Here is a 25655-nt window from a genome sequence, read left to right as displayed (position 1 = left end):
AAAAATGCATCGTGTCCCATGGTGGGGCGCGGTGGCATGAACCACTGCGCAGCCGTTGAGAAACGTGCATGCGCGCACAAAAAGCAAGAATGCATGCGGCCTTGCGAGGCATTTCCCCGCCGGGGCCTCATGCCGTGGTGCATCAGCGCAGCGCAGGTGCCGTGGGGTGGTGCGCTGCGGGTGCCAGGCCGTGTGTGCGACTCAGGCGGTCTCTTCGGGAAAATACCGAGATGACCAGCCCAGGGTCTGCTGCAGCTCGGCCCACTGGAAACCCGGGCCGGGGTCGGCCTTGCGTCCGGGCGCCACGTGTTCGTGCCCGGCGATGTGCTGCACCGGGTAGCGCTGGCCCAGGGCGGCGCACAGGCTGCCCAGGGTTTCGTACTGTGCGGCCTCGAAAGACGCGCCCTCCAGGCCTTCGAGCTCGATGCCGACCGAGTCGTCGTTGCAGTTGTCGCGTCCGCGGTAGCTGGAGACGCCGGCATGCCAGGCGCGTTCGTCGCAACTGACGAACTGCCAGAGTTCGCCGTTGCGGCGGACGTAGAAATGCGAAGACACCTGCATGCCCTCGATGCTCTTGAAATAGGGGTGCGCGTTCCAGTCCAGCGTGTTGGTGAACAGGCGCTGCACCTCGTCGCCGCCGTACTGGCCGGGCGGCAGGCTGATGGAGTGGATCAGCAGCAGGTCGACGGCCGCGCCCGGCGGGCGCGGCCCGTAATTGGGCGAGTCCAGCCGGCGTGCAAAACGGTACCAGCCCCCGTCCCACAGGCCGTCACGTGTCGGCGCAGGTGCGAGGCTCATGCGGCGGGGTCGTTGTCCTGCGGCGTGTCGATGTTCAGGCGCGAGATGCGGTAGCGGATCTGGCGCAGGCTCAGGCCCAGCTTGGCCGCGGCGGCGGTGCGGTTGAAGCCGGTTTCCTGCAGGGCCTTGACCAGGATCTCTCGTTCCTGGCGGTCCAGATGGCCTTGCAGATCGGCGGGCAACTCCGCCTGGGCTCGTGGTGCCGGGGTTGGGCCAGGCGGCAACTCACCGGGGACGGTGGGGGCCAGGTCCGGGGCTGCAGGGTCCAGGATGGCCGGCGTGGTGTCGAGGCTGTCGAAACTCAGTTCGCTGCCGTCGCTCAGGGCCAGGGCACGGTGCAGGAGGTTTTCCAGTTCACGCACATTCCCGTTGAGCGGGTGCTTGCGCAACTGGGCCAGCGCCTCGGCTGTCAGGCGCGGGACAGGCAGGCCGGACTCCTGGGCGATGCGCTTGAGCAGGGCCTCGCACAGGACGGGCAGGTCTTCGCGCCGTTCGCGCAGCGGAGGAATGTCGATCTCGATCACGTTGAGGCGGTAGTACAGGTCCTGCCGGAAGCGGCCTTCCTGCACCTCGCGTGCCAGATGCTTGTGCGTGGCGCTGACGATACGCACGTCCACGGTCTCTTCCTGCGTGCCGCCGACCGGGCGCACGCAGCGCTCCTGGATGGCGCGCAGCAGCTTGGACTGCATGGACAGGGGCAGGTCGCCGATCTCGTCGAGAAACAGGGTGCCGCCGCCCGCCGCCTGGAAATAACCGGCACGGTCCTGGCTGGCGCCGGTATAGGCGCCCTTGCGCACGCCGAAGAATTCGGTTTCCAGCAGGTTTTCCGGGATGGCGCTGCAGTTGACCGCCACCATCGGGCCGCCGGCCCGGTGGCTGTTCGCGTGCAGGGCCAGTGCCGTCAGTTCCTTGCCGGTGCCGGACTCCCCGCAGATCAGCACCGGGGCCATGCTACGCGCCACCTTGAGGATGCGTTCGCGCACCTGGCGTATGGCGGGCGAGCTGCCGACCAGACGCTGCAACGCAGCCTCTCCCGCGAGGGGCGGAGTGGTGGTGCGTGGTGCTGCGGCCACGGCGGGAGGGGGCGGTGGCGCGACCCGGGGGGTGAGGGCATCCTGCACGGCCGAGGCGATGACGGTACGGAACTGCTTCAGGTCGACCGGCTTGGTCAGGTAGTCGAAAGCGCCGGCCTTGAGCGATTCCACGGCGTTTTCCGCCGAGCCATAGGCCGTGATGACCACGCCCCGTTCGCCGCGCTGCTGGGTGCGCAGGCGCTGGATCAGCTCGATGCCCAGCCCGTCGGGCAGGCGCATGTCGGTGATCAGAACCTCGTAGCGGTGCTCCTGCAGGTGTTTCCAGGCGTCGGCCACGGTTTCTGCCACGTCGACGTGATAGCCCTCGCGCAGCAGGGTCAGCTCGTAGAGCGTGCGCAGGTCGGGTTCGTCATCCACGACCAGGATGTGCGCGGGGGCGGGGGCGTGGGTGCTCATGGCGTGGCGGGCGCTCTGGACGCTGGCGACGGCAAGGCCGCCTGGCGCAGGGTGATGAAGAATTCGTTGCCGTCCATCAGGGTGTCGCGGGCGATGCGGCGGGCGCGGTGGTAGCCGATGGCGGCGCCATGCCCTTCGCACAATTCCCGACAAATATACAGGCCCAGGCCGCTGGAGCGGCTTTCCGAGGAAAAGAAGGGTTCGAACAGATGCTGTTCGACCGAGGGTTCCATGGGCGGACCGTCGCTCCAGACCGCCAGCAGGGCCTGCCCGCTGGCATCGGCGCGGGCATGCACCTGGATCGCATCGGGCAGCTGGCGGGCATAACGGCGCGCATTGTCCAGCAGGTTGACCAGCACGCGGCGCAGGTGCTCGGGGTCAAAGTGCACCGGCAGCGGATGCGTTGCCAGGTGCAGGGCCAGCATGGCACTGCTGCCCGTCTGCTGGGCCCAGTCCAGGCAGATGCGCTGCACGGAGGGTGCCAGCTCCAGGACGCGCGATTCGAAGGCGGTGGCCTGCTTGCCGGCGCGCGAGATATTGAGCACATCGTCGACGATGCGGTCCAGGCGCTTGGCGTTCTGGCGGATCATCTGGGTCAGGCGGATGTGGCGCGGCTCCTGGATGTCCTCTTCCAGCAGGGCATTGGCCTGGGCGATGGCCGCCAGGGGGTTGCGGATTTCGTGCGCCACGGCGGCCGACATGCGGCCCATGCTGGCCAGCTTCTCGGTGCGCATGCGCGCTTCCATCTCGCGCAGATCCTGCAGGAACATGACACACAGGATCTCGGACTCCCCCCAGTGGGCCGTGGTCATGCGGGTACGCACGCGCATGCGCCGGCTGCCCTGGCCCAGGTGCTCGATGCCGATGTCGGCATGGTGGAAGTCACCCCGGCCGGTGAAGACCTGGAAGGCCAGCTCGGCCAGCGATTGCCAGCCCGGTTCGTCGGCCAGGCTGAAGGGGGTGTGCCTGATGGGGCGTTCATCGGTCTGCAGCATGTGGCGTGCCGCCGGGTTGGCCGCATGCACGGTGCCGCGCACGTCCACCACCAGGATGCCGTCGGTGAGGGATTCGATCACCAGGTCGTTGACCTGCTGCTGGATGCGCATGGCATGCTGGCTGCGCCGTGCGCGTTGCTGTTCGCTGGCCAGACGGGCCGACAGCTGGTGGGCCAGGAAGGCGACCACGAAGCTGCCCGCGCCGGTGAGCGCCGCCTGGATGAAAAAAGGCGTGGCATCACCCGGGCCACGCAGCGCCTGCCAGGTGCTGTGCAGCAGCAGCAGCAGGGTAACGCCGGCGGCAGTGCCCATGGCCAGCGTCAGCGAGCCCAGCACGGCGGCCTGCAGCACCGGCAGCGCGTACAAGGGGGTGTAGTTGATGCTGCTGCCGTGCAGCAGGTGCAGGGCCGTGAAGACCACCACGTCCACGCCGATGCTGGACAGCCAGGACTGGTCGAAGGTATGGCCCATGCGGCGCGGCCGCGGCGCCACGCGCACCATCAGAGTGGCGGCGAAATAGGCGCCGCACAGCAGTGCAAGCCAGACATTGGGCGCCTGCCCCAGGACGTACAGGGTCACCTGCAGCAACAGGAGCACCAGGCCCAGCATGACGCGGGCCGTCATGAAACCCAGCCACAGCCGCTTGAATTCCTGCTGCTCCTCGGGCGCCTCCAGCCGCTCGTCCAGCAGCGAAGGGCCGAACCAGGAATGCATGCTGTCGGACGGGTGGGACATCAGGGCTCCGCTTGTTGCTGGTGTTCCTTGCTGCAATACAGGCCGATGCGGCCCACGATGGCATCGCCATGTGGCAGGTGCACGCCGCAGTGCGCGCAGCGCACCATTTCCTGCGGCCCGGGTGGGGTCGGCGGGGTGGGTGTGGCCTGGTCGGAAGGGCTGTCGCTGCGGCGGCCCGAGCGCCATAACCAGACGACCAGCAGAGCAATGACGAGGAAGAGCAGGAATTTCATGCGGCGCTGCGCCCCAGGACAATCTCGAGCACAAAACGCGAGCCCACATAGGCCAGCAACAGCAGGCCGGCACCCGTGAAGAGCAGGCGGGCAGCGCGCCAGCCGCGCCAGCCAAAACGGGCCCGCCCGACCAGCAGCAAGGCAAAGACGCCCCAGGACAACACGGAAAACACGGTCTTGTGGCTCCATTTCCAGGCCGTGCCGTAAAGCTGCTCGTCGAACAGCAGGCCGGCCAGCAGCGTGGCCGACAACAGCACAAAACCGGCGGTGACGAAGCGGAAGGTCAGGCGCTCCAGCGTCAGCAGCGGCAGGCCGCTGTCGGTATCCGCCGCCAGGCGGATGCGCTGCTCGGCGCGCAGCATCAGCAGGGCATGCACCACAGCCACCGCGAACAGGCCGTAGGAGGCGATGCCCAGGGCCAGATGCAGCGGCAGCCAGGCCGAGGCGCTGGCCTGCAGGGGCTGCCCCGGGAAAATGAGGGCCAGCAGCACGGCGCCGGCGCCCAGGATGGAGAGCGCCCAGCGCGTCTGCAGCTGCGGGTAGAGCTGGCTTTCGATGGCGTAGACCGCGGCCACCAGCCAGACCGTGACCGAAAGCGCCGGGGCAAAACCGAAGCGTGGTGTTTCGCCCATCAGGCTCCAGCCCAGCAGCAGGCCGTGCAGCAGCCAGGCCAGCAGTACCGCCCGCGGTGCCGCCGCCGGGGCCAGGCGCACCACGGCAGGGGCCGCATAGGCAAGGGCGGCGACCGCCGTCAGGGCCAGGCTGGTGGTGGAGGCACTGGGTAAAATCATGGGTACAGTTTAGCGTTTCGCATCGTGCCAGCATTCTGCTGGCGACTAACCAAGGTTCCGTTCAACGGAATACCGTCATGGCCTCCGCCCTCACCGACAAACTCAGCCGCCTGGTCAAGGAAATCCGCGGCCAGGCCCGCATCACCGAATCCAACGTGGCCGACATGCTGCGCGAGGTGCGCATGGCCCTGCTGGAGGCCGACGTGGCCCTGCCCGTGGTGCGCGACTTCATCGTCCGGGTCAAGGACCAGGCCCTGGGCCAGGCGGTCATGGGCTCGCTCACCCCCGGCCAGGCCCTGGTGGGCATCGTCAACCGCGAACTCGCCGCCACCATGGGCGAGGGCGTGGCCGACATCAACCTCGCGGCCCAGCCGCCGGCCGTGATCCTGATGGCCGGCCTGCAGGGTGCCGGCAAGACCACCACCACGGCCAAGCTGGCCCGCCACCTGATCGAGAAGCGCAAGAAAAAGGTACTCACGGTCTCTGGCGACGTCTACCGCCCGGCGGCCATCGAGCAGCTCAAGACCGTGACCGCCCAGGCCGGGGCCGAATGGTTCCCCAGCACGCCGGAGCAGAAACCCGCCGACATCGCGCGCGCCGCGCTGGACTACGCGAAAAAGCACTTCTTCGACGTGCTGCTGGTCGACACCGCCGGCCGCCTGGCCATCGACGAGGCGCTGATGCGCGAGATCCGCGAGCTGCACGCCGTGCTCAACCCGGTGGAAACGCTGTTCGTGGTCGACGCCATGCAGGGCCAGGACGCCATCAACACGGCCCGGGCCTTCAAGGAGGCCCTGCCGCTGACCGGCATCATCCTGACCAAGACCGACGGTGACTCGCGTGGCGGCGCGGCTCTGTCGGTGCGCGCCGTGACCGGCGTGCCCATCAAGTTTGCCGGCACCAGCGAGAAGATCGACGGCCTGGAGGTCTTCGACGCCCAGCGCCATGCCGGCCGTGTGCTGGGCATGGGCGACATCGTGGCCCTGGTCGAGCAGGTCACCGCCGGCGTGGACATGGAGGCCGCGCAGAAACTGGCCGCCAAGGTCAAGAGCGGTGCGGGCTTCGATCTCAACGACTTCCTGGCCCAGCTGCAGCAGATGAAGCAGATGGGCGGCCTCTCCAGCCTGATGGACAAGCTGCCCGCGCAGATGGCGGCCAAGGCCGGCCAGGTCGACACCGACAAGGTCGAGCGTGACCTGCGCCGCAAGGAAGGCATCATCAACAGCATGACCAAGCTGGAGCGCCGCAAGCCCGAGCTCATCAAGGCCACGCGCAAGCGCCGCATCGCCGCCGGTGCGGGCGTGCAGGTTCAGGACGTCAACCGCATGCTCAAGGAATTCGAGCAGATGCAGGAGATGATGAAGAAGATGAAGGGCGGCGGCATGATGAAGCTCATGAAACGCATGGGGGGCATGAAGGGCATGCCCAAGCCCTTCTAGGCTTTTGCCGTCACCACCTCACCGCGTAGGCTGTAGTGCAGCGCCTCGGTGATGCTCACGTCGAGCATCTGGCCGATCAGCCGTTGCGGTGCCTTGAAGTTCACCACGCGGTTGCATTCGGTGCGGCCCATCAATTCGCTGGCGTCCCGTTTGGATGGCCCTTCCACCAGGATGCGCTGCATGGTGCCGACGCGGCTGGCGCTGATCTGCTTGAGATTCGCTTCGATGACGGCCTGCAATGCCTGCAGGCGCTTGAGCTTGACTTCATGCGGCGTGTCGTCGTGCAGATTGGCCGCGGGCGTACCCGGGCGCGGGCTGAAGATGAAACTGAAGGAGTTGTCGAAGCCCACGTCTTCGATCAGCTTCATCATCCGGCTGAAATCGTCGTCGGTCTCACCCGGAAAGCCGACGATGAAGTCGCTGCTGATGGACATGTCGGGGCGGATGGCGCGCAGCTTGCGCACCGTGCTCTTGTATTCCATCGCCGTGTAGCCACGCTTCATGGCCATCAGGATGCGGTCACTGCCGTGTTGCACCGGCAGATGCAGGTGGCTGACCAGCTTGGGCAGCTTCTCGTAGGCCGCGATCAGTGAGGGCGTGAACTCGTTGGGGTGGCTGGTGGTGTAGCGGATGCGGGCTATGCCCGGGATCTCGGCTACGTAGTCGAGCAGGGTGGCGAAGTCAGCGGTTTCCCCGGATGTCCCCATGGGCGCGCGCCAGGCGTTCACGTTCTGCCCCAGCAGGTTGACTTCCCTGACCCCCTGGTCGGCCAGGCCGGCGATTTCCACCAGCACGTCCTCGAAGGGGCGGCTCACTTCCTCGCCACGGGTGTAGGGCACCACGCAGTAGCTGCAGTACTTGGAGCAGCCTTCCATGATGCTGACAAAGGCGGTGGCGCCCTCGACCTTGGCCGGCGGCAGGTGGTCGAACTTCTCGATCTCAGGGAAGCTGATGTCCACCTGCGGCCGGTTCTGCGCTTCACGTGCGTTCAGCAGCTCAGGCAGGCGGTGCAGGGTCTGCGGGCCGAAGACCACGTCCACATAGGGCGCACGGCGGATGATCTCGGCACCTTCCTGGCTGGCCACGCAGCCGCCCACGCCGATCTTCACGCCCTTCTTCTTCAGGTGCTGCACACGGCCCAGGTCGGAAAACACCTTCTCCTGCGCCTTCTCGCGCACCGAACAGGTATTGAAAAGGATCAGGTCGGCCTCTTCCACGTCCTGCGTGGGCTCGTAACCCTGGGCGGCGCCCAGCACGTCGGCCATCTTGTCCGAGTCGTACTCGTTCATCTGGCAGCCGAAGGTCTTGATGAAAACTTTCTTGCTCATGGGTATCTCCTTGCCTCCGGTGCGACCGGCGGCGGCCGGGTCACAGCCGGCGGTGGTTCAGGGGATCGGCGCCGCTGCGGCCTCAGTTGGCCGGTGGGCTGCTGTAGGACGGCGGCAGGGGGTCGGCTGCGGCTTCCTCGGCGCTGAGCACCCAGACCTCGAACACCAGCCCCAGCGGGTCGCGTGTGTAGCGCACGGGCAGGTCCTCGCCTATGAAGGTGCCCGAGACCGTGATCAGATTGTTGCGGTTGCGGATGCGCGCGCCCGGTGCCAGACGGGCGGGCTGGCCATTGAGCAGCACCTCGGGCGGCATGGTGATGCGCAAGGTCCCGCGTTGGGCCTTGACCGAGATCGGCGGGATGCGCTGGGGGAGGTGGACCCCGGTCTGGCTTTGGGCCAGGACATGGAGGGGGCCTGCCATGAGGCCCAGGCAAAAAATCAGGTGCACTACAGAGAACTGCAGCAGCAAGGGGCGGAGACAGCGGTTCATGGTGTATATCCAGAGGCTGTGGATTCAGAGGGGATGGGGTCTGATCTCTTGCCAAGTCGCGAGATCAGCGTAAACGGGATCATAGCGCCAACTTTTTTTTCACCAGTTCCAGGCGTCTCGCCATCTCGGGGCTCCCGAAGCCCGTGCGCTGGATATTTTCCAGGCGAGGGATGGCGCTGGTGCCCGTATAAAAGGATGAGTAGGCTGAGGCACGTTCGAACTCCTCCAATACGGATCCAATGAACCATTCAATGATGGAGCCGCGGGGATCCAGCGTTTCGAAATACTTGCTCGCGGCCAAAAAAGGCTCGCCTAGATCAACCTGTCGTGTGGCTTGGAGGTATTTGATCAGCGCATTCAGCGCCGATACTGCCACTGTACGCGCACCGAATTCGCGAGCCACCCTGGCTAGGGTGATGAGACGCGATGGTGTCGCCCTTTGCTGGCACAGGGTGGTCAACAACTCCATGCAGGCTTGCAGCGCCTGGTATCGGTCCGCAAGAGGACAGTCTGTCCGGTGCGCTGCGCTGTGCAGGGTCAGTGCGGTTTCCAGATCGCCTGATTGGCCTTGACTGACGGTTTGCTTCCAGTGATCGAGGAGTTGCTGGCTATATGCAAAACGGATGAGTGCCTGTTCCCATTGGCCGGGCTGGAGGTCATTCAGTCGCGCCAGTATGGCAGGCTCCTCGCGAGGCCGCATATTTTTGGCCAGGATGAGGTGTCCTTGTTCAGCGAGGGAGTGTGCCCGGTCGGGCTTGCAGCAGAACAGGTTCAGCAGGAACCCATCCACGGGATCTTCAGGAACAAAAGGAACGAGCAGATCAAGGCCGGGAACCAGGCGGTACGACTCATACCCGATCGTCTTGAACGCATGCACCAGTTCCACATGCAACTGCGTTACTGCCCTGACTTCGTATTGGACCAAGGGCGATAAGGTACTGAAGAAATCCTTTCCGCCCTTGATGATGGCGGCCTCTTCGCCCTCAGCATCTATTTTCAAAAAGTCTATGCTTTGCCATCCATACTCAGCCATGGCGGCATCGAGGGTGGTCAGGCCTACGGTCTCAAACGAACCGGTCGCCCCGCCCTCGCGGACGATCTCGTTGAGTTCGGCGTGGGTGTTCAGTGAGAGCCTGGCTGTTCCCTGGCGATCGGAAAGGGCGCGCTGGTCCAGGGTAATGTGGCGCCATTGGTTGGCGGCTATGCTTTCGGCCAGGAATGCGGCAGTTGATGAGGCGGGCTCGAATGCCCATACCTTGCCTTCTCCACCGACGGACTGGGCTAGGCTCAGGGTGAAGAGCCCATAGTTAGCCCCGATGTCGATCGCTGTTTCACCCGGGCGTAGGACTTGACGCACGAACTTGATTTCGTCCTCGAACCAGTCCCCTTGCTCTTTGAGTACGTAAGGGGTGATCAGATTGAGGGAATCAGGCACGACGACAGCGATACCGTCGGCAAATCGGAGGGTGATTTTGGCGGACATGGACAGGTTTCAGGCGACAGGTTGCCGATTATGTTCGGGCATCAATGTTCTCGGCTTTTGCCCCCTCCACTTGCCGCTGATGCATGGTGGTGTAGAGGGTCTCGATGTCGCGTGTGAGTTGCCCCGTCCTGAACAATGGCGATGTCAACCGCTTGTCGGACAGCTGTTGCCGTAGGAGGCGCAGTCGGGCGGGATTAAGCGCCAAACCCAGTGCCAGCATTTCGTAGTCCTCGGCGGATTCGGTCACCAGCTCTGGTAGGCCTACAGCGTGCAGCAGGCTGGCCGCCACCCGGCTGGCGAAAGATTGCCCCATCCTTGTGAGGACCGGTACACCTGCCCACAGGGCATCGCAGGCCGTGGTGTGCGCGTTGTAGGGCAGGGTGTCGAGGAAAAGGTCGGCCAGCCGGTAGCGTGCCAGGTGATCAGCCATGGCATCCACGCGCCGTGCAAAGACCAGCCGGACAGGATCCACGCCACGCGCGGCAGCCTCGCGGCGCAGATTCTCCTTGGCCACAGCCGGACCATCTGAGAGCCACAGCACAGAACCGACCACACCCTTGAGCAGGCGCATCCAGATATCGAATACCTCAGGGCTGATCTTGTAGTAGTTATTGAAGCAGCAAAAAACGAACCCTGTCTCGGGCAAACCGAATTCGCTGCGTGGCGGGGTGTGGTCAGAGATGGTCTGCTGGCTGTCGTGGGGCATGAAGCAGTTGGGCACGCGGGCCAGCTTCTCGGTATAAAAAGGCTCACTGCCCGGGGGGGAAGCCACGGCATCCGTGATCAGGTAGTCCATGTACTCGGCGCCCATGGTGCCTGGAAATCCCAGGTAGTTCACTTGGATAGGAGCGACTCGCTGAGCAAACAGGTTAGTTCTCTGTCCGGCCGTGTACCCGCCCAAGTTGATCGCGATGTCCAGCTTCAGCTCGCGGGCCAGAATAATCACCTGCGCGTCGCTCATCTCGCCTACGTCGAGGAAACGATCGAAGGCTTTGGCGATGCGCTGGCCCAGCGGGCTGGTGGATTCTGCGCCAAAGGAAAAACCGAATACCTCGAAGCGCGATCTGTCATGCAACTCCAGTGACTCTACAAGCAGTTGGGCTACCGGATGATCACGGAAGTCGGCCGAGAAGTAGCCGATCCTGAGGCGACGTCCGTCCCCGGGCGCTGGTGCGAGGGGGGGCGACGGGGTCAGATGTTCCTGTTTTGCGTAGCGTTCAGCTGTGATCCGCTGTATTTTGGGGGCATCCAGCAGTGCTATGAAGCTGAGGGGGTCTGCAAAAGCCCGTCCGTCTTGCAAACCTAAAGCTAGCTCGTGGATCTCACGTTCCCGATCGCTCCAGTCGCACTCGGCGGCCTGCGTTATGAGCTTCCAGCAAAGCAGGTAGTCGAGTGCTTGGTCCAGGGCATGGGCCTTGCGCAAGCAGCCCATCGCTTCGTCAACTCGCTTGAGTTCCTTAAGCGCGAGGCCCAATTGACACCACGCGGAAGCGGCATGCGGGTCTAGCTCAACAGATTTCCGAAAAGCAGTTTCAGCATGCGCGTGGCGGGATTGAAGCCCATACATGGCGCCCAGACCGGCCCAGGCCTCCGCGGACAGGGGATTCAGTGCTACTGATTTCTTGAATACTGTTTCGGCTTCCTTGAACCGGTGTTGCCCGACGCGAATCACCCCCAGGCTTTCCCAGGCTTCCGGGAGTTCCTCGGCCAACGCCAGGGCCTTGCGTGTGGCGGCCTCCGCTTCATCGAGTCTGTGCTGTTTGTGCAGGGCAGCCGAAAGATTGACCCAGGCTTGGGCCTGGCCAGGAGCCAGCTCAATGGCGCGACGGGCTGCCTGTTCTGCATCTGCATACCGCTTCAGATCGATGCATATTCCGGCTAGGTTGACATGCAGCAGGGGTTCCTGGGGGGCCAGTTCGATGGCGCGAAGTACATGCTCTTTGGCCTTTTCTGGCAACTTGCGCTTGCGGTATAGCTTGCCCAGGTTCGAGTGTGCGTAGGCGAATTGAGGCATCAGATCAATGGCACGTCGCAGGCAGGTTTCGGCCGACTCCAGCGCCCCCAGTTCGAGCAGATGCAGCCCGATGCTGTTGAGTCCGACGGCCGAGCCCATGGATCGCAAGCGTGCCTGCTCAAGGGCGGTGATGGCGGCCTGCTTCTGGCCCAGCCGGGCTTGTGCGATGCCCAAGTTGAACCACGCTTCGGGTATGCCCGGGTTCAGCGCCAGCGCCAGCTGGCTGTATTCGACCGCCTTGGCAGGCTGTCCTTGCTGGTTGGCGGCATGGGCCGCGTTGACGTACTGGGCGAGAAGAGGGTGCGACATGGGTGTGTGCGGGTCAGCGGCAGGAGAGGGTCACGTCGGTTGCGGCACTGCTACTGCGACAAAGGCATATTAAGGCCTTATTTTGCGGGACAGCATTGAGGGCCCGCAGGGTGCAGTTGATGAATGTTCAGCGGGCATTGAAGGCATGTGGCGGTACCCGGAATGAAAAACCCCCTGCAGGCAGGCCTGCAAGGGGTTGATGTCTGGTGGTGATAGGTGGATTTGAACCACCGACATCAGCATTATGAATGCTGCGCTCTAACCAACTGAGCTATATCACCAACGGGGCAAATTATACCGTTTTTTGCCGCCTCAGCAATTCCGGAAAGCGGGCTTGCGCTTGTTGACAAAGGCGTCCATGCCCTCTTTCTGGTCCGCCGTCGCAAACAGGGCGTGGAAGAGGCGGCGCTCGAACATCACGCCGTCGTTCAAGCTGCCTTCGAAGGCCCGGTTCACGGCTTCCTTGGCGGCCATCACGGCCACCTGGGAGTAGTCGCTGATCATCAGGGCGGCGCCCAGGGCCTCCTCCATTAATTTGTCCACTGCCACTACGCGGCTGACCAGGCCGGCGCGCTCGGCTTCCGTCGCGTCCATCATGCGGCCGGTCAGCGTCATGTCCATGGCCTTGGCCTTGCCCACGGCGCGTGGCAGGCGCTGGGTGCCGCCGGCGCCGGGGATGACACCGAGCTTGATCTCGGGCTGGCCGAAGCGGGCGTTGTCGGCGGCGATGATGAAGTCGCACATCATGGCCATCTCGCAGCCACCGCCCAGGGCAAAGCCGCTGACGGCGGCAATCACCGGCTTGCGTATGCTGCGCAGGGTTTCCCAGTTGCGCGTGATGTAGTCGCCCTTGTAGACGTCGGCAAAGCTGTAATTTGCCATGGCGCCGATGTCGGCGCCGGCGGCAAAGGCTTTTTCGCTGCCTGTAATGATCATGCAAGCGATGGCCGCGTCGGCGTCAAACGCCTTGAGCGCCGCACCCAGCTCGTCCATCAACTGGTCGTTCAGGGCATTGAGCTGCTTGGGGCGGTTCAGGGTGATGATGCCGACCTTGCCGGCCTCGGTGCGCACCTGGATCAGTTCATAAGTCATGGGGTCTCCAATTCAGTGGTGCTCAGGCTTGCAGGAACATGCGGTAGGCCGGGTTGCGTGTTTCCTCCACATAGGCGTAACCCAGGGTGTCGAGGAATTTGGCAAAAGCCTTGTCGTCGGCCTTGGGCACCTGGAGGCCCACCAGGATGCGGCCGTAGTCGGCCCCCTGGTTGCGGTAGTGGAAGAGGCTGATGTTCCAGTTGGGCCGCATCAGGTTCAGGAACTTCATCAGCGCGCCCGGTCGCTCGGGGAAGACGAAACGCAGCAGCCGCTCGTCTTTCGCCAGTGCAGAATGGCCACCCACCATGTGGCGGATGTGCTCCTGCGCCAGGTCGTCGTGCGTGAGGTCCAGCGTGGCGAAGCCGTGGCGTTTGAAGTTGGTCGCGATCTTGCCGCTCTCGCCTTTGGCCGAAGTGGTCAGGCCGACGAACACATGGGCTTCCCGGTCGTCGCTGATGCGGTAGTTGAACTCGGTCACGTTGCGCGGCCCGCCGGGCAGGGTGCCGATCAGTTCGCAGAAGCGGCGGAAGCTGCCGCGCTCCTCGGGGATGGTCACGGCGAACAGCGCCTCGCGCTCCTCGCCCACTTCGGCGCGCTCTGCCACGAAGCGCAGGCGGTCGAAGTTCATGTTGGCGCCGCAGAGGATGGCGGCATAGGTCTGGCCTTTGGTCTTGTGCTTCGCCACGTACTGCTTGATGGCGGCCACGGCCAGCGCGCCGGCCGGCTCCACGATGGAGCGCGTGTCCACGAAGACGTCCTTGATGGCGGCGCAGACGGCGTCGGTGTCGACCTCGATGTAGTCGTCGACCAGCTTGCGCGTCAGGCGAAAGGTCTCCTCACCCACCAGCTTCACGGCGGTGCCGTCGGAGAACAGGCCCACGTCCTGCAGCGTGACGCGTTTGCCCGCGCGCACCGACTGGATCATGGCGTTGGAGTCGTTCATCTGCACGCCGATGACCTTCACCTCGGGGCGCACGGCCTTGATGTAGGCCGCCACGCCGCTGATCAGGCCGCCGCCGCCGATGGCCACGAACACCGCGTCCAGCGGGCCCTGGTGCTGGCGCAGCATCTCCATGGCGATGGTGCCCTGGCCGGCGATCACGTCCGGGTCGTCAAAGGGGTGCACGAAGGTCAGTCCCTGCTTTTTCTGCAGGGTCAGGGCATGGCTGTAGGCGTCGGAATAGCTGTCGCCCTGCAGCACCACTTCGCCGCCCAGGGCCTTGACGGCATCGATCTTGAGTTGCGGTGTGGTGGTGGGCATCACGATCACGGCGCGTGCGCCCAGCCGGTGCGCGCCCAACGCCACACCCTGGGCGTGATTGCCGGCCGAAGCGCAGATCACCCCCTTCTTGAGTTCAGCCGGGGAGAGATGCGCCATCTTGTTGTAGGCACCTCGCAGCTTGAAGCTGAACACGGCCTGCTGGTCCTCGCGCTTGAGCAGCACCTTGTTGTGCAGGCGGCGGCTCAATGTCTTCGCGGGCTCGAAGGGCGATTCCACGGCCACGTCGTAGACGCGGGCGGTCAGGATTTTCTTCAGGTAATCGGCGGGCTGGAGTACTTTGTTTTTCATGAGGGCTGGCGGTATGGGGATAATTTGCGCCAGACCCCCATTTTGACAAGGAACAGAACATGGAATGCACAGTCAGCTGGACCGGCGCCACCGGTGCGCGCTCCAACATGGGTTTCGTGGCCGAAACCGGCAGCGGCCACGTGCTGGTGATGGATGGCGCGCCCGACGCGGCCAAGTCCGAAAACGGCGGGCAGAACCTGGCGCCGCGCCCCATGGAAACCGTGCTGGCCGGCACCGGCGGCTGCACCGCCTACGATGTGGTGCTCATCCTCAAGCGCGGGCGGCACGAGGTGCGCGGCTGCAGTGTCAAGCTCACGAGCGAGCGGGCCACCGAAGATCCCAAGGTCTTCACCAAGATCCACATGCATTTCACCGTGACCGGCAAGGGCATCCCGGCCAGCGCCGTGGAGCGCGCCATCAAGATGAGCCACGACAAATACTGCTCGGCCAGCATCATGCTGGGCAAGACGGCCGAGATCACGACCAGTTTTGAGGTACTGGAGGCCTGAGAGAGGGCTGGCCGAGGAGGCCGTAAAACTGGCGAAGAAATCGTAGGCCCGAGCGCAAGACGGACGGAGCACAGCCACCGGAACGTACTACCTGTACGTGAGGATGGCGCGCACCGCCCAACGCCGCGATCGGGTCGCGCAGTAGATTTATTCGCCAGTTTTTAGATGTGGTGAGCGGTGGTGGTCATGACCTTGGCCGCAGCGCGCATCAGCTCCTTCACCGGCCCGGGCAGTTCCATCGCCCCGGCCTTCTGCGCGTCCACCGCGTGCTTCACCTCGTCGGCCGCCATCTGCGTCACGATGGCACGCGACGTCATGTCCCCGGCGGGCAGGCGGTCCATATGGCTCATCAGGTGGGCTTCCACCTGGCGCTCGGTTTCCACCACAAAACCCAGGCTGATTGCATTGCCCAAGCGCCCGGCCAGCAGGCCGATGCCGAAGGCGCCGGCGTACCAGAGCGGGTTGAGGGCCGAGGTGCGTGAGCCCAGCTCGTCCAGGCGCTGTTGGGTCCAGGCCAGGTGGTCGGTCTCTTCGGCGCAGGCGCGCGTGAAGTGCGCGCGCAGGGCCGGGTTGGGCGTGGTCAGGGCCTGGGCGGTGTAAAGCGCCTGGGCACAGACCTCACCCACGTGGTTCACGCGCATGAGAGCCGCCGAGAGGCGTTTTTCCTCCGGCGTCAATGCCTGGTCCGGATCGGCCGGGCGCGGTGTGGGCTGGGCCGCGCGAGGTGGGGCCAGCAGGGTGCGCAGGGCGGTGTCGGCGGCGGTGAGCAGGGCGTCGATGGGCGTGGTCATGGCCGGATTGTCCCGAATTCAGCGCCCGGCGGCTTTGGCCTGGCTCAACAAGGCCTCCAGTTGTTGCCGGCGCGTGCCCGGTGGGGGCGGCTGCATGGCCGGCGAGGCGGCGGCTTGCAGCCGACCGATTTCGTCCAGCAGGGTCGCCAAAAGCGCAGGCTCCAGCAGATAGAAGTCGACCTTGTTGTGGTTGAGCACGGCCACCGGCTGGCCAGCCGCCTGGCGCAGCACGGCCGCCGGGTTCTTCTTGAACTGGGACATGCTGATGGCCAGGTCCGCGAGCAGGGTTTGCATGATGGGCTCCATTATCGGCTCTGGATTCGGCGCTTTTTCATCGTGCGTTCATATTGCTGATACGAGGGTTGCCTCTTGTTTGGGCAATGTTGCAGGGCGACAACGAAAGCCGGGTGAAATCAGACCGACTCCGGGTTTTTCCTTTGACCCGGGCTAGGCCCTCTGGTGCAATACCTTCAACTTCCTTGTTAGAGGAGGTTGGCCCGGGGACCGAAACCTCCCTTCGGGACCCTTGTTAAACCTTTGGAGAACTTTCAATATGAAAAAGACCCTGATTGCCGTGGCCGCCCTGGCTGCCACCAGCGCTTTCGCCCAAGTCACCATCACCGGTACGATGGATGCCACCTATCGCATGACCAGCAATGACCAGGCCGATGGAACCTCCTACGACTCCAGCGTGCTCGACAACGACGGTCTTGCCACGACCGGTTTCACCCTGAGCGGTATGGAAGACCTGGGCGGCGGCCTGAAGGCTGTGTTCCTGTACGAGCACAACTTTGAAATGACCGACACCGGCGGCGGCGCTGCTGCTGTCACCAGCACCACTGTGACCGGTACCGCTGCTGTGAGCGGCTTCCAAGCCAACGGCCAGATGTTCGTCGGCCTGGAAGGCGCCTTCGGCTCCATCAAGCTTGGCGCTCCCAACACCCCCTCGCTGACGATTCAGGGTGCCCGTGGCGCCGGTTTCGGCACCAAGGACGGCGGCCGCGCCAACAGCGCCGGTTTCGGTACTTCCCTGACCCGTTTCGACAGCTCCATCGTCTACGGTTCGCCCAACTTCTCCGGCTTCAGCTTCGGCCTGATGTACGTGCCTGAGAACGAGACCGCTGGTGCCACTACTGGTGCGACGAGCACGGGTGCTCAGTCCGACCTCGGCCTGTTCTATGCCAACGGCCCGCTGGCTGGTGGCGTGTCTGTGTACAGCACGGACCTGAACAAGACCGCTGGTGCGAACTCCGGCACCGAGATCAGCCAGTCCAACTACTACGTGGCCTACAACTTCGGCTTCGCCAAGTTCACCCTGGGTGGTCACGACCACGAGACGAAGAACGCTGCTGGCACGACCACCGTCGAGCAAACCGGCTGGAACGTCGCTGCCGACGTGCCGCTGTCGCCCGCCCTGACCCTGACCGCCAACATCCAGATGGTGGATGACAAGCTGGCCAGCAACCAGGACAAGGACAGCCTGGCTGTCGGCCTGCAGTACGCCATGAGCAAGCGCACCACGACCTACGTCCGTTATGTGAACGTGTCGACCGACAACGTCGCCGCTGGCGCCACCGTCAACGACGCTACCACCTTCCTGGTGGGCCTGCGCCACAACTTCTGATCTGACGCTGGCGCAAGCCAGTGGATGATTGAAGCTAAAAACCCTGCCGTGGTAACGCGGCAGGGTTTTTTTATGGAAGAGCTGAACTGGACTGCAGGGCCCCCGGGCCGACCCACCTTTATGCCGAAAAAACACACCGGGCTCACGCAAGGGCTGCGCTGGCTTTTGCCGATCGCCGCCATGTTGTCGGCCGGCTGCAGCGCCCCGCCGATCGGGCGCGGCGGCAGCGAGCCAGCGGCATCAACCATGCTCCCGGGCTGGTCGCACATGACCCTGCCCGGCAAGACGCCTACCGCCTATGTGCCGGTGCGCGACGGGCAGCGTGCCGCGCTGGAAGTGCAGGCCCTGTCGTCGGCCAGCTTGATGCGGCAGCGCCTGAGCATCCCGGCGGCCGAACTTGGCGCGATCCGTTTTTCCTGGAGGGTGCCGGCCCTGATGCCCCAGGCCGACCTGGCGCGGCGCGAGGTGGCCGATGCTGTGGTGCGGGTGGTGCTGTCTTTCGAGGGCGATCGCACGCGCCTGTCCGCGCGCGACCACATGCTGTCCGAACTGGCCTTGCTCATGACGGGTGAGCCCCTGCCCTATGCCACGCTGATGTACGTCTGGTGCCCCACGCGCGAGGCAGGCAGCATCATCACCAACCCGCGCACCGACCGCATCCGCAAGCTGGTGGTGGAAACGGGTACGGCGCGGCTGGACCAGTGGCTGGACTATGAGCGCGATGTGCGTGCCGACTACCGCAAGGTGTTCGGCGAAGAGCCCGGCCGGCTGATCGGCGTGGCCCTCATGACTGACAGCGACAACACCGGCAGCCATGTCCGCGCCTGGTACGGGCCGGTGGAACTGGATGGCTCCTTGCTGGCACGCAACCCCTAGTGCTGGGGCTGCGCTTCAGGCGTAGCGCTTGTTGCGCAGGTTGTTCTTCATTTCCTTGAGCATGGGCTGCAGGCGGTTGCCGCCGATGCGCAGGGCCACGCAGGTGGCCAGGATGTCCACGATCATCAGGTGCATCAGGCGCGAGACCATGGGGCTGTAGCGGTCGTACCCTTCGGGGTGGTCGGCAGCCAGATGGATGTGGCCGGCCATGGCCAGCGGCGAGCCGCTGGTGGTGATGACGATGGTGGTGGCGCCGTTCTTGCGCGCGATGTCGCAGGCGTCCATCAGGTCGCGTGTGCGGCCCGAGTTGGAGATGACCACCAGGCAGTCACCCGGGCCCATGAGCGAGGCGCTCATGACCTGCATGTGGCCGTCGCTGTAGGCCACGGTGTTCACGCCCAGACGGAAGAACTTGTGCTGCGCGTCCAGCGCCACGATGCCCGAGTTGCCCGCGCCGATGAACTCGATGCGCTTGCCGGTCTTGTAGGTGGCGGCCAGGATGGCGGCGGCCTTGTCGATGGCGGCGGTGGACGCGTCGTTGCGGTATTTCAGGAAGGCCGCGACCGTGTTGTCGATGACCTTGACCACCACGTCGCTGGTCTTGTCGTCCACGTCCACGCTGCGGTGGATGAAGGGCACGCCCTCGCTGACGGTGCCGGCCAGCTTGAGCTTGAAGTCGGAGAGACCGTCGTAGCCCATGCTGCGGCAGAAGCGCACCACGGTGGGTTTGCTCACATGCGAGCGGTCGGCCAGTTCGCTGACCGGCAGGTTGGCAAAGGCGCGCGGATCAGCCAGGACGAGCTGGCCCACGCGCTGTTCAGCGGGAGCGAGAGAGGGCAGCGAAGCGCGGATACGATCGAGCATGGGGATTCCTGTGCACCGCTTGTGGCAGCGCAGGGTTACAGGCGAAGATGCCGGAGTGTAATTTTATTACAACCTGGAGACGGCGGTTGACTGCCCGTTTCCAGGTTCATCGATAATCCACAGCCATGAACCAGCTCGAAGCACTACGCCAGTTCACCACCGTGGTGGCCGACACCGGGGACTTTCACCAGCTGGCCGCTGTCCGGCCGCAGGATGCGACCACCAATCCCTCCCTCATTCTCAAGGCGGTGCAGAAGCCGGAGTACCGGCCGCTGCTGCAGGAGACCGTGGATCGGTTCCGAGGCCGTGCGCTGGACGAGATCGTGGACCGGCTGCTGGTGCGTTTCGGTTGCGAGATCCTGGCGTTGATCCCGGGGCGCGTTTCCACCGAGGTCGATGCCCGTCTGAGCTTTGACACCCAGGCCACGGTGACGCGTGCCGAGCGCATCATCGAGTTCTACCAGGCGCTGAGCATCCCGGTCGACCGGGTGCTGATCAAGATCGCCGCCACCTGGGAGGGCATCCAGGCGGCGGCGCAGCTGGAGAAGCGCGGCATCCATACCAATCTCACGCTGCTGTTTTCTTTTTCCCAGGCGGTGGCCTGCGGGCAGGCCAGGGTGCAATTGATCTCGCCTTTCGTGGGGCGCATCTATGACTGGTACAAGAAGAGCGCGGGCAGCAGCTGGGACGAAGCGGCCAACAGCGGCGCGAACGACCCGGGCGTGAAATCCGTGCGCGCCATCTACAACCACTACAAACGCCACGGCATCGCCACCGAGGTCATGGGCGCGAGTTTTCGCAACACGGGCCAGATCGTGGCGCTGGCGGGGTGTGACCTGCTGACCATCGCGCCAGAACTGCTGGCCCAGCTGGCGGGCAGCGAGGCGCCGGTGCAGCGGGCGCTGGAGCCGGAAGCCGCGCGTGCCCTGGACCTGCCGGCCGTGCAGTATGACGAGGCGGGCTTCCGTTATGCGCTCAACGAAGACGCCATGGCCACCGAGAAGCTGGCCGAGGGCATCCGCGCCTTTGCGGTCGACACGCTCAAGCTCGAGCAACTGATACGCTCTGCCTGATGACACGCATGCGATGTGACCGCACGCCGGCCTGGACGGCCTTGCGGGCGCTGTACGAGACGCAGGGGCGATCCCTGGACCTGCGCCAGGCTTTTGCTGCGGACGAGGGCCGCTTCGAGCGCCTGAGCCTGCAGGCGCCGCATGTGTTCGCCGACCTGTCCAAGAACCTGATCCAGGCCGCGATCCAGGCCCAGCTGACCGAGCTGGCCCGCCAGTGCGGGACGGAGCAGCACCGTGAAGCCATGTTCCGTGGCGAGCCTGTCAACAGCACGGAGGACCGGGCCGCCATGCACTTCCTGCTGCGCCATCCCGGCGGCGCCACTGCCCCTCAGCTGACGCCGTACGTACAAGGCGAGTTAAGCGAAGTGCACCAGGTGCTTAATGCCATGCTGGCTTATGCCCAGGCGGTGCGTGAGGATGCGGCCATCACCGACGTGGTGAACATCGGCATCGGGGGCTCCGACCTGGGGCCCCAGATGGCGGTGCTGGCACTGGACGAATTCGTCGACCATGGCAAGCGTTACCACTTTGTCTCCAGCGTGGACGGCCATGAACTCAGCGGTGTGTTGCGCCAGGTGCGGCCCGAGAGCACGCTGTTCCTGGTGGCGTCCAAGTCCTTCACCACGCTGGAGACCATGACCAACGCCCGCTCGGCCAAGGCCTGGTTCGAGGCGCAAGGCGGGCGCAACATCGCGCGCCATTTCTGCGCGTTGACCAGCAATGTGCAAGCAGCGGCCGAATTCGGCATCAGCACCACCTTCGGTTTCTGGGACTGGGTGGGCGGACGTTATTCCATGTGGTCGGCCATCGGTCTGCCGATCGCCATCGCCATCGGTCCGCAGCGTTTTCGTGAGTTGCTGGCCGGTGCCCACGCCATGGACGAGCATTTCCGCACGGCAGCGCTGGAACACAACCTGCCGGTGCAGCTGGCCCTGCTCGACGTCTGGTACCGCAACTTCCACGGCTTCGGCAGCCGCAGTGTGGCGCCGTACCACAGCGGCCTGCGCCGCATGCAGGCCTACCTGCAGCAGCTGGAGATGGAGAGCAATGGCAAGCGTGTCGATGAGACCGGGCAGGCCCTGCCCTATGCCACTTCAGCGGTGATCTGGGGTGAGCCGGCCGCCAACGGCCAGCACGCCTATTTCCAGATGCTGCACCAGGGCAGCGATGTGATTCCGGTGGAGTTCATCGCCGTGAAGAAGGTGGCGCACGATTTGTCGGAGCACCATCACAAGCTGCTGGCCAATGGCCTGGCCCAGGCGCAGGCCCTGATGCTGGGGCAGCAGGATGCCGGCGGCCACCGCCACATGCCGGGCAACCGGCCCAGTACCTTCCTGGTGTTGGAGGAACTCACGCCGGCCAGTCTGGGGGCGCTGATCTCCTTGTATGAGCACCGCGTGTTCGTGGCCGGCTCGCTCTGGGGCATCAACAGCTTCGACCAGTGGGGCGTGGAACTCGGCAAGGTGCTGGCCCAGGCCATCGAGCCGCGCCTGGCCAGCGGCGACACCACCGGCCTGGACGCATCGACGGCGGGTCTGCTCAAACGCCTGCGCAGCTAGGAAGCAGACGCCCAAGAAAAAACCCGCAGCGCGCGAGCACTGCGGGTTTTTTTGTTTGTGCCGAGTGACGTGGTGTCATCCGACGCAGCATGGCGATTCAGGGCTAGGCGCGGCGGCGCAGACAGTACGTTTGTGTACGGCAAGCCGCCGCAACGACGCCCTGGATCGTCAGGCAAGGAGCACTTACATGCCCATGTCGCCCATGCCGCCCATACCACCCATGCCGCCCGGCATGCCGCCGCCGGCAGCGCCCTCGTCCTTCGGGGACTCGGACACCATGCATTCGGTGGTCAGCATCAGAGACGCGACCGAGGCAGCGTTCTGCAGGGCGGTGCGGGTCACCTTGGTCGGGTCCAGAATGCCCATCTCGATCATGTCGCCGTAGGTGTCGTTGGCGGCGTTGAAGCCGTAGTTGCCCTTGCCATTCAGCACGGCGTTCACGACCACGCTCGGCTCGCCGCCGGCGTTGTAGACGATCTCGCGCAGGGGCGCTTCGATGGCCTTGAGCACCAGCTTGATGCCGGCGTCCTGGTCGGCGTTGTCACCCTTGATGGTGCCAGCAGCCTGACGGGCGCGCAGCAGGGCCACGCCACCACCGGCCACGATGCCTTCTTCCACGGCAGCGCGGGTGGCGTGCAGGGCGTCTTCCACGCGGGCCTTCTTTTCCTTCATCTCGACTTCGGTGGCTGCGCCGACCTTGATCACGGCCACACCGCCGGCCAGCTTGGCCACGCGCTCTTGCAGCTTCTCGCGGTCGTAGTCGCTGGTGGCTTCTTCGATTTGCACGCGCACTTGCTTGACGCGGGCTTCGATGTCAGCGGCAGCGCCGTTGCCGTCGATGATGATGGTGTTTTCCTTGCCCACCTCGATGCGCTTGGCCTGGCCCAGATCGGCCAGGGTCACCTTCTCGAGGGTCAGGCCCACTTCTTCAGCGATGACCTTGCCGCCGGTCAGGATGGCGATGTCTTCCAGCATGGCCTTGCGACGGTCGCCGAAGCCCGGAGCCTTGACGGCCACGACCTTCAGGATGCCGCGGATGGTGTTGACCACCAGAGTCGCCAGGGCTTCGCCCTCGACGTCCTCGGCAATGATCAGCAGCGGCCGGCCGGCCTTGGCAACCTGCTCCAGCGTGGGCAGCAGGTCACGGATGTTGGACACCTTCTTGTCGTACAGCAGCACGAAGGGGTTGTCCAGCAGGGCGGCCTGCTTCTCGGGGTTGTTGATGAAGTAGGGCGACAGGTAACCACGGTCGAACTGCATGCCCTCGACGACGTCGAGTTCGTTCTGCAGGGACTTGCCGTCTTCCACGGTGATCACGCCTTCCTTGCCGACCTTGTCCATGGCATTGGCGATGATCTCGCCGATGCTGACGTCGCTGTTGGCGGAGATGGAGCCGACCTGGGCGATCTCCTTGGAGGTGGTGGTGGGCTTGGAAGCCTTCTTCAGCTGCTCGATCAGGGCCGTCACGGCCTTGTCGATGCCGCGCTTCAGGTCCATGGGGTTCATGCCGGCGGCCACGTACTTCATGCCTTCGCGCACGATGGCCTGGGCCAGCACGGTGGCGGTGGTGGTGCCGTCACCGGCGTTGTCGCTGGTCTTGGAAGCAACTTCCTTGACCATCTGCGCGCCCATGTTCTGCAGCTTGTCCTTCAGTTCGATTTCCTTGGCCACGGACACACCGTCCTTGGTCACGGTGGGGGCGCCGAAAGAGCGCTCGAGCACCACGTTACGGCCCTTGGGGCCCAGGGTTACCTTGACCGCGTTGGCCAGGATGTTCACGCCTTCGACCATGCGGGCACGTGCTTCACCGCCGAAAATTACGTCTTTAGCTGCCATGTGTATTACTCCAGATTCAAGTTCAAACGATTAAGTCGGATGGATCAATCGCGTTGCGATTTACTTCTCGACAACAGCAAACAGGTCTTCTTCCTTCATGACCAGCAGTTCGTCGCCGCCGACCTTGACGGTCTGGCCGCTGTACTTGCCGAACAGGACGCGGTCGCCGACCTTGACGTTCATGGCGATGATCTCGCCCTTGTCGTTCTTGCGGCCGGGGCCCACAGCCAGGACTTCGCCCTGGTCCGGCTTCTCGGCGGCGCTGTCGGGGATGACGATGCCGGAGGCGGTCTTGGTTTCGTTTTCAACGCGCTTGACAATCACGCGATCGGCCAGAGGACGCAGTTTCATCAGGTATCTCCTACAGTTAGAAACAGGGTTAGCAAAATAAGCGAGCACCAAAAGTTAGTGCTCATTAACTTGTCTTGAACTCGAGGTGTTAGCACTCGAATCCAACGAGTGCTAATCATAAGGCTTTTTTGCCCTGTTTCAAGATCGGCCGCCTGGGGGGGGGCGGAGGGGATTCGCTACACTGCGGGGCTGCTTCCTCCCGACAACGTTCCGTTTTCCACGCTTATTCGTGACTGATACGTCGAATCCCAGGCCTGCAAGACCGCGTCTCAGCTACTGGCTGCTTGCCCTGGCCCTCGGCTTGGCCGTCATGGCCGTGGATCTGTGGTGGTGCGGGGGGGCATTGCCAGCGGCACAAGCCGTCCGGCCGGTGGCGGGCGCACCGGCACCGGCGCTGCTGGCCCTGAAGGCGGCCGGCCGTATTCCCATGCCGCCGAACACGCCCGCAGCCCATGCCAGCTCCTTGCTGGCCATGCCGGCGGGCCATGCGGCGGCCGTGCAGGCCTACTGGTTTGCCGGTTCCCGCGAAAGCGGGGCGGACGTACAGATTGCCTTTTCCCAGTTCGAGCGCGCCACCCAGCAGTGGACTCCGGCCACTTATGTGGTGAATCGGCACGCTGCCGCCGCGCAATTGGGCCATGGCCTGCGGCGCATCGGTAACCCGGTGGCCTGGCGCGATGGCCAGGGGCGTACCCATCTGTTTGTGGTGGCCACGGGCCTGGGCGGCTGGGCGGCCGGGCGTATCCTGCATTTGCGCCAGGACGCTGCGCAACAGCCTTTTGTGCCGCTGCGCACCTTGCCCCTGTCCTGGCTTTGGAACACCAGCCACCTGGTGCGCGCCATGCCCTTGCCGCTGGCTGATGGCGGCATGGTCCTGCCGGTGTATTTCGAAATCGGTGTGAAGTACCCCGTGGCCCTGCGCTTTGATGCGGCCGGTGAGTTTCGCGGTTTGACGCGCATGTCGCAGCGCCGCGACCTGCTGCAACCCACCTTGCTCGCACGCAGCGAGACCGAATGGCTGGCCCTGCTGCGCGACAACCGCACGGACCGAAAGCTGCGCGCGGTGCAGACTAGCGACGGCGGGCGCAGCTGGTTGGACCTGCCCGACCCCGGACCCGCCAACCCCGACGCTGCCGTGGCGGGCCTGGCGCTGCGGCCTGAGCTGATGTTCCTGGCGCATAACCCGCGCGCCGAATCCCGGGCGCAACTGGTGTTGAGCCAGTCGCGCGATGGCCTGGAGTGGACGGTGCTGGAAACGCTGGCACAGGCCCCGGCGGGCAGCGAGATGTCCTACCCCTCCATGGCCTGGGCCGACGATAGCCTATGGGTCAGTTACACCGAGCAACGCCAGGCGATTGCCTGGCAGCGCTACATTTTTGTGCCGGTGGCACCCTAGGACCGGTTG

The 25655-nt window shown here is 64.6% G+C and carries 23 protein-coding genes and 1 tRNA gene; 7 read left to right on the top strand and 17 right to left on the bottom strand.

The genetic code is table 11. From position 1 onward, the window contains the following. Positions 1-201: 201 nt before the first annotated feature. The 5 genes from ampD to HTY51_RS13835 are packed head-to-tail and all read right to left on the bottom strand — an operon-like array spanning position 202 to position 5042. On the bottom strand, positions 202-798 hold the full coding sequence (gene ampD, locus HTY51_RS13855; protein ID WP_174253267.1) for a 1,6-anhydro-N-acetylmuramyl-L-alanine amidase AmpD: 597 nt from the start codon (positions 796-798) through the stop codon (positions 202-204). Next, the gene (locus HTY51_RS13850; protein WP_174253266.1) at positions 795-2288 is read right to left on the bottom strand and encodes a sigma-54 dependent transcriptional regulator; all 1494 of its coding nucleotides are present in this window, start codon (positions 2286-2288) and stop codon (positions 795-797) included. Before HTY51_RS13850 ends, ampD begins: the two co-directional genes overlap by 4 nt. Then, on the bottom strand, positions 2285-4018 hold the full coding sequence (locus HTY51_RS13845) for a nitrogen regulation protein NR(II) (RefSeq protein WP_254606892.1): 1734 nt from the start codon (positions 4016-4018) through the stop codon (positions 2285-2287). The genes HTY51_RS13850 and HTY51_RS13845 overlap by 4 nt, the downstream gene beginning before the upstream one ends. Beyond that, positions 4018-4251 carry a PP0621 family protein gene (locus HTY51_RS13840; protein WP_174253265.1) on the bottom strand — a complete coding sequence of 78 codons (234 nt, stop codon included), beginning with the start codon at positions 4249-4251 and terminating at the stop codon, positions 4018-4020. Before HTY51_RS13840 ends, HTY51_RS13845 begins: the two co-directional genes overlap by 1 nt. After that, positions 4248-5042 carry an inner membrane protein YpjD gene (locus HTY51_RS13835; protein ID WP_174253264.1) on the bottom strand — a complete coding sequence of 265 codons (795 nt, stop codon included), beginning with the start codon at positions 5040-5042 and terminating at the stop codon, positions 4248-4250. The genes HTY51_RS13840 and HTY51_RS13835 overlap by 4 nt, the downstream gene beginning before the upstream one ends. Before the next feature lie 77 nt (positions 5043-5119). Between HTY51_RS13835 and ffh the strand changes: the two genes are divergently transcribed. Beyond that, positions 5120-6481 (top strand): signal recognition particle protein, encoded by a 1362-nt coding sequence (gene ffh, locus HTY51_RS13830; protein ID WP_174253263.1) that lies wholly within the window; start codon positions 5120-5122, stop codon positions 6479-6481. Here the strand turns inward: ffh and miaB are convergent. From miaB to ilvA, 7 genes are all read right to left on the bottom strand, one after another. Next, complete coding sequence (miaB, locus tag HTY51_RS13825; protein ID WP_174253262.1) at positions 6478-7809, bottom strand: tRNA (N6-isopentenyl adenosine(37)-C2)-methylthiotransferase MiaB; 1332 nt, start codon at positions 7807-7809, stop codon at positions 6478-6480. The two genes, ffh and miaB, sit on opposite strands and share 4 nt — an antisense overlap. 82 nt (positions 7810-7891) lie before the next feature. Continuing rightward, complete coding sequence (locus HTY51_RS13820; protein WP_254606891.1) at positions 7892-8299, bottom strand: hypothetical protein; 408 nt, start codon at positions 8297-8299, stop codon at positions 7892-7894. A gap of 79 nt (positions 8300-8378) precedes the next feature. After that, positions 8379-9782 (bottom strand): FkbM family methyltransferase, encoded by a 1404-nt coding sequence (locus HTY51_RS13815; RefSeq protein WP_174253261.1) that lies wholly within the window; start codon positions 9780-9782, stop codon positions 8379-8381. Between the two features lie 28 nt (positions 9783-9810). Then, entirely contained in the window at positions 9811-12105 is a 2295-nt protein-coding gene (locus HTY51_RS13810; RefSeq protein WP_174253260.1) for a glycosyltransferase family 41 protein, read from the bottom strand. A gap of 204 nt (positions 12106-12309) precedes the next feature. Then, positions 12310-12386: transfer RNA gene (locus HTY51_RS13805), tRNA-Met, on the bottom strand. A gap of 31 nt (positions 12387-12417) precedes the next feature. Continuing rightward, positions 12418-13197: an enoyl-CoA hydratase gene (locus tag HTY51_RS13800; protein WP_174253259.1), complete on the bottom strand. Its 780-nt coding sequence runs from the start codon at positions 13195-13197 to the stop codon at positions 12418-12420. A gap of 22 nt (positions 13198-13219) precedes the next feature. Beyond that, a complete protein-coding gene (ilvA, locus tag HTY51_RS13795) occupies positions 13220-14767 on the bottom strand; it encodes a threonine ammonia-lyase, biosynthetic (RefSeq protein ID WP_174253258.1) in 1548 nt (515 codons plus the stop codon). 59 nt (positions 14768-14826) lie between these two features. On the opposite strand from ilvA, the gene HTY51_RS13790 reads away from it, so the two are divergent. After that, positions 14827-15276 (top strand): OsmC family protein, encoded by a 450-nt coding sequence (locus HTY51_RS13790; protein WP_174253257.1) that lies wholly within the window; start codon positions 14827-14829, stop codon positions 15274-15276. 161 nt (positions 15277-15437) lie between these two features. Here HTY51_RS13790 and coq7 read toward each other — a convergent pair whose 3' ends face one another. After that, positions 15438-16067: a 2-polyprenyl-3-methyl-6-methoxy-1,4-benzoquinone monooxygenase gene (coq7, locus tag HTY51_RS13785; RefSeq protein ID WP_174253256.1), complete on the bottom strand. Its 630-nt coding sequence runs from the start codon at positions 16065-16067 to the stop codon at positions 15438-15440. Positions 16068-16085: 18 nt separating this feature from the next. Beyond that, positions 16086-16361, bottom strand: coding sequence for a type II toxin-antitoxin system Phd/YefM family antitoxin (locus tag HTY51_RS13780; protein ID WP_174253255.1), 276 nt, complete (start codon positions 16359-16361; stop codon positions 16086-16088). Between the two features lie 259 nt (positions 16362-16620). Here HTY51_RS13780 and HTY51_RS13775 point away from each other — a divergent pair, with 259 nt between their 5' ends. Together HTY51_RS13775 and HTY51_RS13770 are read left to right on the top strand one after the other, a co-directional pair. Beyond that, positions 16621-17691: a porin gene (locus tag HTY51_RS13775; RefSeq protein ID WP_174253254.1), complete on the top strand. Its 1071-nt coding sequence runs from the start codon at positions 16621-16623 to the stop codon at positions 17689-17691. 120 nt (positions 17692-17811) lie between these two features. Beyond that, the gene (locus HTY51_RS13770) at positions 17812-18567 is read left to right on the top strand and encodes a DUF3047 domain-containing protein (RefSeq protein ID WP_254606890.1); all 756 of its coding nucleotides are present in this window, start codon (positions 17812-17814) and stop codon (positions 18565-18567) included. 15 nt (positions 18568-18582) lie between these two features. Here HTY51_RS13770 and HTY51_RS13765 read toward each other — a convergent pair whose 3' ends face one another. Further along, positions 18583-19431, bottom strand: a complete 849-nt coding sequence (locus HTY51_RS13765; protein ID WP_174253253.1) for a MurR/RpiR family transcriptional regulator — start codon at positions 19429-19431, stop codon at positions 18583-18585. A gap of 125 nt (positions 19432-19556) precedes the next feature. Here HTY51_RS13765 and tal point away from each other — a divergent pair, with 125 nt between their 5' ends. Next, positions 19557-20504, top strand: coding sequence for a transaldolase (gene tal, locus HTY51_RS13760; protein WP_174253252.1), 948 nt, complete (start codon positions 19557-19559; stop codon positions 20502-20504). Continuing rightward, a complete protein-coding gene (gene pgi, locus HTY51_RS13755) occupies positions 20504-22063 on the top strand; it encodes a glucose-6-phosphate isomerase (RefSeq protein ID WP_174253251.1) in 1560 nt (519 codons plus the stop codon). Before tal ends, pgi begins: the two co-directional genes overlap by 1 nt. Before the next feature lie 183 nt (positions 22064-22246). Here the strand turns inward: pgi and groL are convergent, their stop codons facing one another. Continuing rightward, positions 22247-23899 carry a chaperonin GroEL gene (groL, locus tag HTY51_RS13750; protein ID WP_174253250.1) on the bottom strand — a complete coding sequence of 551 codons (1653 nt, stop codon included), beginning with the start codon at positions 23897-23899 and terminating at the stop codon, positions 22247-22249. A 60-nt stretch (positions 23900-23959) separates the two neighbouring features. After that, positions 23960-24250, bottom strand: a complete 291-nt coding sequence (groES, locus tag HTY51_RS13745; RefSeq protein ID WP_174253249.1) for a co-chaperone GroES — start codon at positions 24248-24250, stop codon at positions 23960-23962. Between the two features lie 310 nt (positions 24251-24560). Here groES and HTY51_RS13740 point away from each other — a divergent pair, with 310 nt between their 5' ends. Beyond that, a complete protein-coding gene (locus HTY51_RS13740) occupies positions 24561-25646 on the top strand; it encodes a sialidase family protein (protein WP_174253248.1) in 1086 nt (361 codons plus the stop codon). Positions 25647-25655: the final 9 nt, after the last annotated feature.

It is taken from the genome of Rhodoferax sp. BAB1 (assembly GCF_013334205.1).
In the GTDB taxonomy this organism is placed as follows: Bacteria; Pseudomonadota; Gammaproteobacteria; order Burkholderiales; family Burkholderiaceae_C; genus Hylemonella.
This window is presented reverse-complemented; position numbering and strand designations above follow the sequence as displayed.

Bases quoted from the DNA above. Each gene is read 5' to 3' on its own strand.
- ampD (WP_174253267.1), bottom strand. From the start codon at position 798: ATGAGCCTCGCACCTGCGCCGACACGTGACGGCCTGTGGGACGGGGGC.
- HTY51_RS13850 (WP_174253266.1), bottom strand. From the start codon at position 2,288: ATGAGCACCCACGCCCCCGCCCCCGCGCACATCCTGGTCGTGGATGAC.
- HTY51_RS13845 (WP_254606892.1), bottom strand. From the start codon at position 4,018: ATGTCCCACCCGTCCGACAGCATGCATTCCTGGTTCGGCCCTTCGCTG.
- HTY51_RS13840 (WP_174253265.1), bottom strand. From the start codon at position 4,251: ATGAAATTCCTGCTCTTCCTCGTCATTGCTCTGCTGGTCGTCTGGTTA.
- HTY51_RS13835 (WP_174253264.1), bottom strand. From the start codon at position 5,042: ATGATTTTACCCAGTGCCTCCACCACCAGCCTGGCCCTGACGGCGGTC.
- ffh (WP_174253263.1), top strand. From the start codon at position 5,120: ATGGCCTCCGCCCTCACCGACAAACTCAGCCGCCTGGTCAAGGAAATC.
- miaB (WP_174253262.1), bottom strand. From the start codon at position 7,809: ATGAGCAAGAAAGTTTTCATCAAGACCTTCGGCTGCCAGATGAACGAG.
- HTY51_RS13820 (WP_254606891.1), bottom strand. From the start codon at position 8,299: ATGAACCGCTGTCTCCGCCCCTTGCTGCTGCAGTTCTCTGTAGTGCAC.
- HTY51_RS13815 (WP_174253261.1), bottom strand. From the start codon at position 9,782: ATGTCCGCCAAAATCACCCTCCGATTTGCCGACGGTATCGCTGTCGTC.
- HTY51_RS13810 (WP_174253260.1), bottom strand. From the start codon at position 12,105: ATGTCGCACCCTCTTCTCGCCCAGTACGTCAACGCGGCCCATGCCGCC.
- HTY51_RS13800 (WP_174253259.1), bottom strand. From the start codon at position 13,197: ATGACTTATGAACTGATCCAGGTGCGCACCGAGGCCGGCAAGGTCGGC.
- ilvA (WP_174253258.1), bottom strand. From the start codon at position 14,767: ATGAAAAACAAAGTACTCCAGCCCGCCGATTACCTGAAGAAAATCCTG.
- HTY51_RS13790 (WP_174253257.1), top strand. From the start codon at position 14,827: ATGGAATGCACAGTCAGCTGGACCGGCGCCACCGGTGCGCGCTCCAAC.
- coq7 (WP_174253256.1), bottom strand. From the start codon at position 16,067: ATGACCACGCCCATCGACGCCCTGCTCACCGCCGCCGACACCGCCCTG.
- HTY51_RS13780 (WP_174253255.1), bottom strand. From the start codon at position 16,361: ATGCAAACCCTGCTCGCGGACCTGGCCATCAGCATGTCCCAGTTCAAG.
- HTY51_RS13775 (WP_174253254.1), top strand. From the start codon at position 16,621: ATGAAAAAGACCCTGATTGCCGTGGCCGCCCTGGCTGCCACCAGCGCT.
- HTY51_RS13770 (WP_254606890.1), top strand. From the start codon at position 17,812: ATGCCGAAAAAACACACCGGGCTCACGCAAGGGCTGCGCTGGCTTTTG.
- HTY51_RS13765 (WP_174253253.1), bottom strand. From the start codon at position 19,431: ATGCTCGATCGTATCCGCGCTTCGCTGCCCTCTCTCGCTCCCGCTGAA.
- tal (WP_174253252.1), top strand. From the start codon at position 19,557: ATGAACCAGCTCGAAGCACTACGCCAGTTCACCACCGTGGTGGCCGAC.
- pgi (WP_174253251.1), top strand. From the start codon at position 20,504: ATGACACGCATGCGATGTGACCGCACGCCGGCCTGGACGGCCTTGCGG.
- groL (WP_174253250.1), bottom strand. From the start codon at position 23,899: ATGGCAGCTAAAGACGTAATTTTCGGCGGTGAAGCACGTGCCCGCATG.
- groES (WP_174253249.1), bottom strand. From the start codon at position 24,250: ATGAAACTGCGTCCTCTGGCCGATCGCGTGATTGTCAAGCGCGTTGAA.
- HTY51_RS13740 (WP_174253248.1), top strand. From the start codon at position 24,561: ATGGCCGTGGATCTGTGGTGGTGCGGGGGGGCATTGCCAGCGGCACAA.